We start from the raw sequence: 10,583 nt of genomic DNA on the forward strand, positions 1-10,583 counted from the left end.
CCGGTCACCTCTCCCAGACCGCGCGCGCGTCGACCGCCACCGCTGCGGCGCCGTTAACCATGACGGGATTCACCTCAGCCGCCAGGAGCTGGTCGCCATGGGCCGTTCCCCACTCGGCGAATCGCCGCAGCACCTCGATGAGCGCACCGCGGTCGGCCGCCTCGGCGCCGCGATAGCCAGCCAGTAGCCGATTTAGCATCGGGTGAGAACCGACCATCGACGCCAGTCCGGCATCGGTGGTAGGAAGAACGACGGCGTTCACATCCGGAAAGAGTTCCGCCCGGACACCACCCACCCCGAGGACAAGCAGCAGCCCGAAGGCCGGATCCCGCTTCAGTCCCACGAGGACTTCGATACCGTCGACCATCCTCTGAACCAGGACCCGTGGCGAGTCCAGCCCGTCGTGCTTGGCGATATCCGCCAGCCGGGCGAGCTGGACCTCCAGCTGGTCGGCATCCGCGATCCCGACCGCCACAGCGCCCTTATCCGTCTTGTGGCTCAGCGCCGGTGAATCCAGCTTGATGGCCAGCGGATAGCCGACCTCGTCCGCAAGATCTTCGACCTCCTGCAGGTCGAGGCCGCGGGACAGTCTACCGGGAGCACATGGCACGCCGGCCGCTGCCAAGGAGACCAGCATTTCGCCCGCGGTCGACGTCGTTCCCGGACCGTTCCGACCGGTTTCGGTCCGGACATGAGCACACGTGCCCTCCGAAAGGAGCTCCATCAAGCTGGATGCCGGCTGGATGTTCTGCTGGTTTTGCCGGAATCGTGCGCTTGCCTCCGCGGCATGGGCCGCTCGCGCCGGGTCTGGAAAGGCGCTGATACCCGCATTGCCAAGTACCGCGGCCACTTCAGCACTCATCCCGACCCAGCCGACATACAGCTCCTGGGGAATCTCCTCGCGAACCGCGGCCAGAGCTTCCGCGACCGGGAGGGCGAGCGTTCCGCCGGCACCGCTGGCGATGACCACCGCGTCGATCGTGGTGTCTTTGGACATCGCTAAGAGCAGCGCCGGCAGCATCTCCGGTTGCGCCCACGTCCCGGTAACATCGACCGGGTTCTGGAGTCCGTTCTGGCCCGAGATCGATTCGATGTCCTGTTGGATCTCCTCCGAGAGCGGGGGAAGACTCCAGCCGAGGGCGCTGAGGTGGTCTGCCGTATACGCGCCCGCTCCCCCAGACGTCGTGGCTACCATGGCGCGCCGGGCGTGCTCGTGGTCCTTACGCGGCAACGCCTGCTCGACCATCGACGTGGCGATGTCGTAGAGCCGCTCGAAGGTCGGCACCCGGACGATTCCGCTTTCCTCCGCGACCGCTTCGAACGCCTTCTCTACCCCGGCCAGCCGACCGGTATGGGTCTGTACCGCCTCGCGGCCGACGGTGGACACGCCTACCTGAAGCAAAAGGACCGGCTTGCCCAGCACTCGCGCCCGTAGGGCCGCTCGGCGGAACCGCTCGCCATCCGCCACGCCTTCGACGACGAGCAGAATCACCTGCGTGTCCGGATCCTCTACGACCTGCTCGAACAGTGCCTCAAGCGAACAGACCGCTTCGTCGCCGGTGCTGATGAGCCAGCTGTAGCCGATTCGAGTGCGCTGAAGCAGTTGCAGGAGATACGAGATCGCCGACCCACTCTGCGAGACCATGGACAGTGAGCCCGGCTTCAGACCACCATCGTGCGCTCCGGAGGCGAAGCTGCCGTTGACCATCGCCGTGCCACAGAAGACACCCATGGAGTTGGGCCCGATCACCCGCATGGAGTAGCGGAGTGCGACGTCTCGGACCTCCCGCTCAAACGCTTTGCGCGCACTCGGGCCACGAGACTCTCGTGTCAAGACCACACATGTCTGTACGCCGAGCTCGCCCGCCTCGGTGAGCACGTCCACCACCGCCGCGGCAGGTATGGCGATGATGACCAGTTCCGGTGGTTCGGGAATATCCGATAACGTGCCGAACGCGTCTGCGCCCATGACCTGCTGACCGTGGTACCGGGGGTTCACCGCGTATACCGCTACATCGGTGGCCGAGTCGACCAGGTTGCGCATCACGCGAGCACCGTAATAGTTTGTCCCGCCAAGCTCGGACGCACCGACCACCGCTACACTGCGTGGCGCGACCAGCCCTCCGCCATCACTCATCGAGCACGCTCCCTATTGTGACCTCGCGCATATCCGCCGTAGTGCCTGGGACGATTGGATCCACGACTGCCTCCCTAACCGGAGCGGCCGAGAAGATCCATGATCAGGTCATAGTTCTCAGCGGTCTCGTGAATGTCTGGCAGGTACATCTCTTCCGGATTTTCGATGGCATCGGGAATATCCAGTAACGAGTTGCCTCGCCCCTCACCGGCGATAGCGCGCTGGCCGTCTTCGCTCAGGGCATAGTCGAGAAACACTCGCGCGGCGTTCGGATGTGGCGCATCACTCGCGACGAAGGTCGTGTTCATAAAGGTAGGCGCCGGCTCGAGAATGACGTAGTCCAGCGGCGCACCGTTCTTCTTGAGATCCTCGGCCTTGTGCGTGAAGGCCGGGCCGATCGCGGACTCCCCGGCTGCGACGCTCTCAGCAAGTGAGTTCGCATTGTCCCAGACGCGCGGGTCAAGCTCAGTGATGTCGGTGATGAAGTCCTCGCCGAACTCTTCCAGATACAGCTGATACAGGTTCGTGTGTGAGTCGGTGTCCGGTCGCGGCTCAAAGATCGCCATCCGGTCCGCCCACCGGCTGTCGGCCATCTCTTCCCAGCTCGTGGGCACTTCATCCGGATCGACCAGGTCGGTGTTGTAGGCCACGCACAGCACAGTCGGCATCAGCACCATGGTGCCGTCCTTCCAGTACTCCGGATCCCACCCTTCGGCATGGGGCACGTCGACGTCGGTCGCCACGATTCCTCTGTCGAGGGCGTCTTCCAGCCACAGCGGTGCCGCCAGATCCACAACGTCTGCGACCCAGGATTCGGCGGCCATGTCGTTCTCCATCCGCTCGATGAGCGTGGCGGATCCACCGGTGGATCGGTATACCTCAACGTCGATCTCGGGATACTTCGACTTGAACCCTTCGCTAAGGTTGTCGATCACATCCTGCCCGATCGAGAAGTACAGCTGAACAGTTCCCTCTTCTTTGGCTGCCTCCACTACCGCGTCCCAATCGTCTGGGACTTCGGCACGCACGCCATTGGTCGAGTCGCCGCCTCCGCACGCCGTAAGCGCCAGGCCCGAGACGACACCGGCTGCCACCAATAGACGAAGTGGCCGCGCTTTCACTAGGCGATACTTCATCGTACACCTCCTAGAAGCCGAACTTTCGTCAATCTTTCCGGCCGGACAATTGAATTGTGCCCAACCTCACCGGGCCGGTCGGACTATCGCGCACCACCGCGATTCCCCACGCGCTGCACCACCATCGTGAGAATCGCCGATAACACGAGAACGACCATGCTGACCGCCGCCAATTGCGGCACGGATCCGTTGCCCCAGAGGTCCAAGATCACGACCGAGACCACGGGTGTCGACGGACTGGCGATCAGCACCGACGCCGACAGTTCACGAGACATCAAGACGAACAGGAACAACCAGCCGCCTGCGACGATGGGGCCGATCAGCGGCACGGCAATGCGACGGAACGTCGTCGGCCACGACGCACCGCAGACGTACGACGCCTCGTCCATCTCCGGGCTGATCTGGTGGAACGCAGCCGTGGCCGTGCGGGTGCCCTGCGGCAGGAAGTGGGCCACGTAGGCAATCAGCAGAAGGACGTTGCTGCCGTACAGTGCGATGGGCGGACCCAGGTAGATCATCAGCAAGCCCGCGCCGAGCACGGTGGCCGGAACCGCCGACGGGAAAGTCGCCAGGTAGTCCAACACGCTGCGGCCCTTCAGCCGGCTGCGGACCACTGTGTAGGCGATCAGTACTGACAGCAGCATCCCGATCGTGGCTCCGATCACGCTGAGGCGACCGCTGTTGAGCATCGACTCCGTCGCGAGGTTGAAGCCGTCCGTCAGCCATGTGAAATTGTCAAGTGTGACGCCCTCCAGGCTGAGCGTTGCGCTCCAATGCCTCCGCACCGAGACGTTCAACAGCGCAAAGGCCGGAAGGACGACCGTGATTAGCACGTAGAGGACGATGCCCACGAACAGCGGCCACCGCCACGAGCCCAGCGACAGCCGGGTACGGCGTAGACCCTTACCGCTCATCGTCACGAACCGAGAGCTGCGTCGAAGCAGCCGACGCTGGTACCACAGGACGCCCATGGTGACGATGACCATGATGGAACTCAGGACGGCGGCCGAATCCAGCTGTCGCGGGTAGCTGCGCAGCATGTCGTAGATCAACGTCGTGTAGACGTCGACGTCGCCGGTCTTTCCGATGATGGCGGGGATGGAGAACTGGGCCAGGGCCGTGATGAACGCCAACATCGCGCCGGCCATGATGGCCGGCCGCAGCAACGGGATGGTGATCCGGGTCAGTACCGTAAGCGTCGAGACGCCGGCCGTACGAGCTGCTTCCTCATAGGCGCCGTCATATTGCTGGAAGGCGTTGGCGATCATGAGGTAGACGTATGGGGTGATATAGATACCGACGACCCACGTCACACCCCACACGTTGTAGATGTTCACCGGACCGACCGCGCCGCCGGTGACGGCGCGGAGAAATTCGTTTATCAGTCCGACCTCGGGGGCCAACAGCAGAACCCACGCCACGGCGCCAACAACGGGCGGAAAGAATAGCGGCATCACCGGCACGATGGTCAGCACACGGGCGAACGGAATGTCGGTACGGGACACCAGCCACGCCAGCACGACGCCGCTGACAAGCGCGATGGTGGTCGCCCCTACGACCACCATCGCCGTGTTGAGCGTCGCCGACAATACGCCCGGCGATGTCAGTGTCTCTCGGTACCAACGGAGGGTGAGTCCCGACCCGGACTCGAAGAAGCTGTTGCCGAAGATTCCCACACTCGGCGCCACAACCGAAAACGCGATGAAGCCGGCGACGATGACGAACACGACGACCGGCCATCGGTGTGATTCCAGTCGTCCCCTCAGGGATCGGGTTAAGGCAACGTCGGGCGATTTCACTTCGGACACAATGGCCGTTCTCCTTCCCTGACTCGGGACGTTCACCTGCCATCAGGCACGTCTGGAGAGCACCACGCGCCAACATGGAGACAACGTTGTCCGGAAGTACAGCACGGAACCGTTCCTGCCGTCAACCCCCACGGTTACAGTGCTGTCACCTGCATCGATCCGTCGGACGGCTCGGCGAGGGCCGCCAGTCGGCCGACACGCGCCGATCGATCTCGATCGCTCAACTGAGCACGCCCGGCGCCCTGCACGTGGTCACCGTCTACGGCGACGGCACCGCGAAAGTCGACGACTGCGGTGGGCTACCATCCGAGGTCGTTTCCGTCATCCAGTCGCGATGGTGGGTTCTTGACAAAGTGACAATCCGCCCCGACTATCGGGCCCACGAGACACCCGGCCACCGAGGCGATCGTGCGTCATAAACGTCAGGCTGTCGCCGGCGAGTGCGAAAGAGGTGCTGTCGCCAGCGTGATAGCGACGTATGGGTGCACGACGACGTGAAAGGAACGCCCGTGATCGAGCGATTCAGACGCCCGCGCAAGGCAATTGATGTCGAGCACAGCATCGTGTATCGGAACGACGATGAGTTCTGCGGCATGCCGTTCCTTTTCGGGCTGTGGAAAACCAGTGACAGCTCGCTGCTCGCGTCGTTTCGACGCGCGTCTGTGAACTACAATAATGCCGACGATATTCATCACGACAACCTGATGGTGGCGCGTGGCAATGTCGTCTCACTGCGGTCAACCGACAACGGTTCGACATGGGATCCGGAAACCATGAACGAGGTCATCGACCTCTCGACGAGCCCCGATCAGATCACTTGTGGCGGGCCCGCGGATTACTCCCCGGAAGGGCCGGTCGATTTTCAGGACGAGGACGTCTTGGTGGCTAGCGGCGGGGTGCCAGCGATCTTCGTCCCGAATGCCCGTCCGTGGATCAGGATCTCCACCGATGGCGGCCGGGCCTGGAGACGCCCGATCCTCCTGCCGATGACCGGGCTGAGCTCGTTGTCCGGCCAGGGATCAGCGGTCGTACGTGCCGATGGCATGTGCCTGGTCGCGTTGACGTCCGTGACGCCGGACGGGTGGACTCGCCGGCCCTTGGTCTACGCCAGCCCAGACGGCGTTCATTGGAACTTTCTCTCGTTTATGACTCCGATCAGCGATGACGGACAAGCGGTGAGCGAGAAGGCCGGTTCTCCGCGCTTCGGAGCGCACCGCTACTTCTACCCACGGCCCCTGGCGTTACGCAGCGGCCGCTTGATCGCGACGGTACGGTGCCAGCGCGATCCGACCAGCGTGTTGTGGACGGAGCTGTTCGAGAGCATGGACGGTGGGCGCACATGGCAGTTCCTCTCACGCGTCAACGATTGGGGCGCACCCGGTGATATCTGCGAGCTCAGCGACGGGCGCATTGTCTGCGTGTACGGCTATCGGTTGCCGCCGTATGGCATTCGCTATCGAGTCAGCGACGACGGTGGGCGTACCTGGGGCTCAGAACTGATCCTGCGCGACGACGGGGGTAGCTGGGATCTGGGCTATCCCCGCGTGTTCGAGGTGGATCCCGGCAGGTGCCTGGCCATCTACTACTTCAACCGGAAGGACGATCCCATCCAGATGAACGGCGGAGTGCGCCATATTGCGCAGTCCGTGTTCACTCCGGAGTAGTCCCGTTCCGCATCAGGACCCGATGGCGGCCAGCTGCTCGGCGGCCTCGGCCAGCAGTAGCGGCAACTTCCCGAGCAAGGCCTCATCGACGAGCCTCCATCCGCCCAGGTCGAGGCTCTTCATCGAGCGCAGCCTCGGCCCGAGCGCCTTCACCGATTCGAACACGGCGTCGTAGTAGTCGGTTCGCAGCCATTCGCGAACCTTGTCGTGCACCGCCTGGTGCACGCCACGGGCGGCCAACTGCGCGAAGCCGCATCGCCCGTGTCGGGGCCTCATTGTCGGTCGGTGCCCTCGTCGCACGCGCGACCTTGCCGTCGGGTCGAATCGTCAGCCCCGACAACGACAACGCCAAGTTCAACGCGTCCCTGGCGACCGCGGCCCGTGAGGCTTCTATCGACGTACGGGCCGGCAATATGGCCGCGGACACCAGTACTACCGTCGCCTTCTCGTTCTGGTGCTGGTTCTGATGGACCACCACGGCGTTGTAGAGACGCGCCCACGTGGTCGCACCCTCGCCGAGCTCGTCGTGAGGCCTTGCCGCCGCGAGGACCTGGGCCAGCCACGAGCCGGAGTAAGACCCACTGATCGCCCTTGTCACGCAGGTGATCGCGGCATCGTCGAACAGGATGGGCGGTTGGCTCATGGCAGCGCTCTACATGAAGTCACGTGCTGAACAATCCGTCGGGGTTGTCAAAGGTCGCCCCATCTCGACATCGGACGAGAGCGGCTACTGCGCCATGTCGACGAAGCGGCTGTAGTGGCCCTGGAAGGCCACCGTGATGGTGGCCGTCGGCCCGTTGCGGTGCTTGGCCACGATGAAGTCGGCCTCACCGGCCCGCGGCGACTCCTTCTCGTACGCGTCCTCGCGGTGCAGCAGGATCACCATGTCCGCATCTTGTTCGATGGATCCCGATTCACGCAGGTCAGAAAGCATCGGCTTCTTGTCCTGACGCTGCTCGGGGCCACGGTTCAGCTGGCTCATCGCGATGACCGGGACCTCGAGCTCCTTGGCCAGGAGCTTCAACGCACGGGAGAACTCGGCGACCTCCTGCTGCCGGCTCTCGACACGCTTGCCGCTGCTCATGAGCTGCAGGTAGTCGATGATGACCAGGCGGAGGTCGTTGCGCTGCTTCAGCCGCCGGCACTTGGCCCGGATCTCCATCATGGTCATGTTCGGCGAGTCGTCGATGAACAGCGGAGCGCTGGACACCTCGCCGGTGCTGCGGGCGATTCGGTTCCAGTCGTCGTCGGTCATCTGGCCGGAGCGCATGTGGTGCAGCGGCACCTTCGCCTCGGCCGAGAGCAACCGCATGGTGATCTCGTTGCGGCTCATCTCCAGCGAGTAGATGACCGACGTGAGCCCGTTCTTGATCGAGGCCGCACGAGCAAGATCAAGTCCGAGGGTCGACTTGCCCACCGCGGGTCGCGCGGCCAGGATCACGAGCTGACCGGGGTGCAGGCCGTTGGTCAGGGCGTCGAGGTCGGCGAAGCCGGTGGGCACGCCCACCATCTGCCCGCCGCGGGAGCCGATGGCCTCGATCTCGTCGAGGGCGCCCTCCATGATCTCCGAGAGCGGCAGGTAGTCCTCGGACGCGCGCTTCTCGGTGACGGCGTAGACCTCGGCCTGGGCGCGGTCGACGATGGCGTCGGCCTCGCCGTCCTGGGTGTAGCCCATCTGGACGATGCGGGTGCCGGCCTCGACCAGGCGGCGCAGGATGGCCCGCTCGCGGACGATCTCGGCGTAGAAGCCGGCGTTGGCCGCCGACGGCACGGAGGAGACGAGGGTGTGCAGGTAGGGCGCGCCGCCCACCCGGCCGAGCTCGCCGGTCTTCTGCAGCTGGGCGGCGACGGTGACGGCATCGGCCGGCTCGCCGCGGCCGTAGAGGTCGATGACGGCCTCGTAGACGGCCTCGTGCGCAGGGCGGTAGAAGTCGTGCCCGCGCAGCACCTCGACGACGTCGGCGATGGCGTCCTTGGACAGCAGCATGCCGCCCAGCACCGACTGCTCGGCCGCGACGTCCTGCGGCGGCGTCCGACCGTAGTCGGCCGGTGCCTGGTCGCGGCGGTCGGGGAGCTCAGCGACGCTCACAGAACCCCCTCCGGCACCAGCTGACCCATACGTCTGTTCTAACAGCCCGCACCGACAATCCCCTGGACATCGGCCGCTCCCCCCGACGGCTGTCGCGAACCTACGGGCCGGCGACCCGGTCCGCCAAGTCGTCCGTCCACAGGCTTTGTGGATCATGTGTGGACGGCTGTGGTCACGCGCGAGGTGGGCGGTGAAACGATCATCCCCAGCTGTGGACAAGCCTGTTGACGACGCGGCCGGCGGTTTCCGGCAGCGACGGCGTTCGCGCAGGTCACAACCGAAACCGCTCGTCCACTGGCTGTGGACGCGAATCCACAGCGCAATATCTCAGATAACGAGACGACCATGCCTCGATGTCAGGGGTAACACCTACCGTCGGTGCTGCCATGTCTCCACGCCCGCGCGGTCCGTTCCGCCGTCACGACGCCGACGGCGAGATCCTGCGGCTGGCGCTGCCCGCGCTCGGCGCGCTGGTCGCCGAGCCGCTGTTCCTGCTCACCGACTCCGCCATCATCGGTCACCTCGGCACTCCGGAGCTGGCCGGCCTCGGCATCGCCTCGACCGTTCTCGGCACCCTCGTCAACCTCTCGATCTTCCTCGCCTACGGCACGACGGCGGCCGTGGCCAGGATGCTCGGCGCCGGCGACACCGCCGGTGCCTTGCGCGCGGGTATCGATGGCTGCTGGCTCGCCGTCCTCGTCGGTGCCGGGACGCTCGCCGTCGGCTGGCCGCTGACGCCATGGGTGGTATCGCTGTTCGGCCCGGACGCCGACGTCGCCGACCACGCCGAGACGTACCTGCGCATCAGCCTCATCGGCATCCCGTCGATGCTGCTGGTGCTGGCGGCCACCGGCGTGCTCCGCGGCCTGCAGGACACCCGCACACCGCTCTACGTCGCCGCCTCCGGCGCCGTCGCCAACGTCGTGCTCAACCTGGTGCTGGTCTACGGGCTCGACCTCGGCATCGGCGGCTCGGCGCTAGGCACGGTGATCGCGCAGACCGCCATGGCGGCTGTGTTCGTGCGGGTGGTGGCCCGGGCCGCGCGGCGCGACGGCGTATCCATCCGGCCGCACCTGCCGGGCGTGGGCCAGGCGTTCGGCGCCGGCGTCCCGCTGATCGTGCGCACGGGGGCGATGCGCGTTGCGCTGATCGTCATGACCGCCGTGGCGGCGGGCCTCGGCACCGCCGAGCTGGCCGCCCACCAGGTCGCCTTCACCACCTGGACGCTGCTCGCGCTGATCCTCGACGCCGTCGCGATCGCCGCCCAGGCGCTGGTGGGCCGCGCGCTCGGCGCCGGTGACGTCGCCGGCGCCCGGTCGATCACCCGGCGGATGGTGCAATGGGGCGTGCTGGCCGGGTTCGCCCTGGCCGTGCTGGTGCTGGCAATCGGCTCGGTCTACGCGCAGCTGTTCACCTCCGACCCGGACGTGCGCCGCCTGCTCTTCGCGGCCCTCGTCGTCGCGGCGCTGCTGCAGCCGATCGCCGGCTGGGTGTTCGTGCTCGACGGGGTGCTCATCGGCGCCGGCGACGGGCGCTACCTCGCATGGGCGTCCGTGGCCTCGGTCGCGGCATTCCTGCCGGCGGCGTGGGTCGTCGCCGTCGCCGACCTGACCGGGACCACCGGCATCGCGGCGCTGTGGGCGGCCATCGGCGTCTGGATGGTGGTGCGGCTGGTCACCTTGGCACTACGGGAGCGGCAGGACACCTGGATGGTCACCGGCGCCATCCGCTGAGCGCGCCCACCTCCCC

General features: G+C 65.7%; 7 protein-coding genes. 2 read left to right on the plus strand and 5 right to left on the minus strand.

Annotated features, from left to right (window positions below):
- Positions 1-4: 4 nt before the first annotated feature.
- The 3 genes from E1269_RS12760 to E1269_RS12770 all read right to left on the minus strand — a co-directional run bounded on the left by E1269_RS12760 (position 5) and on the right by E1269_RS12770 (position 5,000).
- Positions 5-2,137 (minus strand): acetate--CoA ligase family protein, encoded by a 2,133-nt coding sequence (locus E1269_RS12760; protein WP_131894988.1) that lies wholly within the window; start codon positions 2,135-2,137, stop codon positions 5-7.
- A gap of 74 nt (positions 2,138-2,211) precedes the next feature.
- A complete protein-coding gene (locus E1269_RS12765) occupies positions 2,212-3,273 on the minus strand; it encodes an ABC transporter substrate-binding protein (protein WP_131894989.1) in 1,062 nt (353 codons plus the stop codon).
- Positions 3,274-3,356: 83 nt separating this feature from the next.
- Positions 3,357-5,000, minus strand: a complete 1,644-nt coding sequence (locus E1269_RS12770) for an ABC transporter permease (protein WP_131894990.1) — start codon at positions 4,998-5,000, stop codon at positions 3,357-3,359.
- A gap of 563 nt (positions 5,001-5,563) precedes the next feature.
- Here E1269_RS12770 and E1269_RS12775 point away from each other — a divergent pair.
- Positions 5,564-6,745, plus strand: a complete 1,182-nt coding sequence (locus E1269_RS12775; protein ID WP_131894991.1) for a sialidase family protein — start codon at positions 5,564-5,566, stop codon at positions 6,743-6,745.
- Between the two features lie 12 nt (positions 6,746-6,757).
- Here the strand turns inward: E1269_RS12775 and E1269_RS12780 are convergent, their stop codons facing one another.
- Together E1269_RS12780 and dnaB are read right to left on the minus strand one after the other, a co-directional pair.
- Entirely contained in the window at positions 6,758-7,021 is a 264-nt protein-coding gene (locus E1269_RS12780) for a TIGR02391 family protein (RefSeq protein WP_131894992.1), read from the minus strand.
- A gap of 451 nt (positions 7,022-7,472) precedes the next feature.
- Positions 7,473-8,990, minus strand: coding sequence for a replicative DNA helicase (dnaB, locus tag E1269_RS12785; protein ID WP_203433454.1), 1,518 nt, complete (start codon positions 8,988-8,990; stop codon positions 7,473-7,475).
- Positions 8,991-9,220: 230 nt separating this feature from the next.
- Between dnaB and E1269_RS12790 the strand changes: the two genes are divergently transcribed.
- On the plus strand, positions 9,221-10,567 hold the full coding sequence (locus E1269_RS12790; RefSeq protein WP_131894993.1) for an MATE family efflux transporter: 1,347 nt from the start codon (positions 9,221-9,223) through the stop codon (positions 10,565-10,567).
- The last annotated feature ends 16 nt before the right edge of the window (positions 10,568-10,583 follow it).

Source organism: Jiangella asiatica, assembly GCF_004349065.1.
GTDB classification, from domain to species: domain Bacteria; phylum Actinomycetota; class Actinomycetes; order Jiangellales; family Jiangellaceae; genus Jiangella; species Jiangella asiatica.

Bases quoted from the DNA above. Each gene is read 5' to 3' on its own strand.
- E1269_RS12765 (WP_131894989.1), bottom strand. From the start codon at position 3,273: ATGAAGTATCGCCTAGTGAAAGCGCGGCCACTTCGTCTATTGGTGGCA.
- dnaB (WP_203433454.1), bottom strand. From the start codon at position 8,990: ATGATCCACAAAGCCTGTGGACGGACGACTTGGCGGACCGGGTCGCCG.
- E1269_RS12760 (WP_131894988.1), bottom strand. From the start codon at position 2,137: ATGAGTGATGGCGGAGGGCTGGTCGCGCCACGCAGTGTAGCGGTGGTC.
- E1269_RS12790 (WP_131894993.1), top strand. From the start codon at position 9,221: ATGTCTCCACGCCCGCGCGGTCCGTTCCGCCGTCACGACGCCGACGGC.
- E1269_RS12780 (WP_131894992.1), bottom strand. From the start codon at position 7,021: ATGAGGCCCCGACACGGGCGATGCGGCTTCGCGCAGTTGGCCGCCCGT.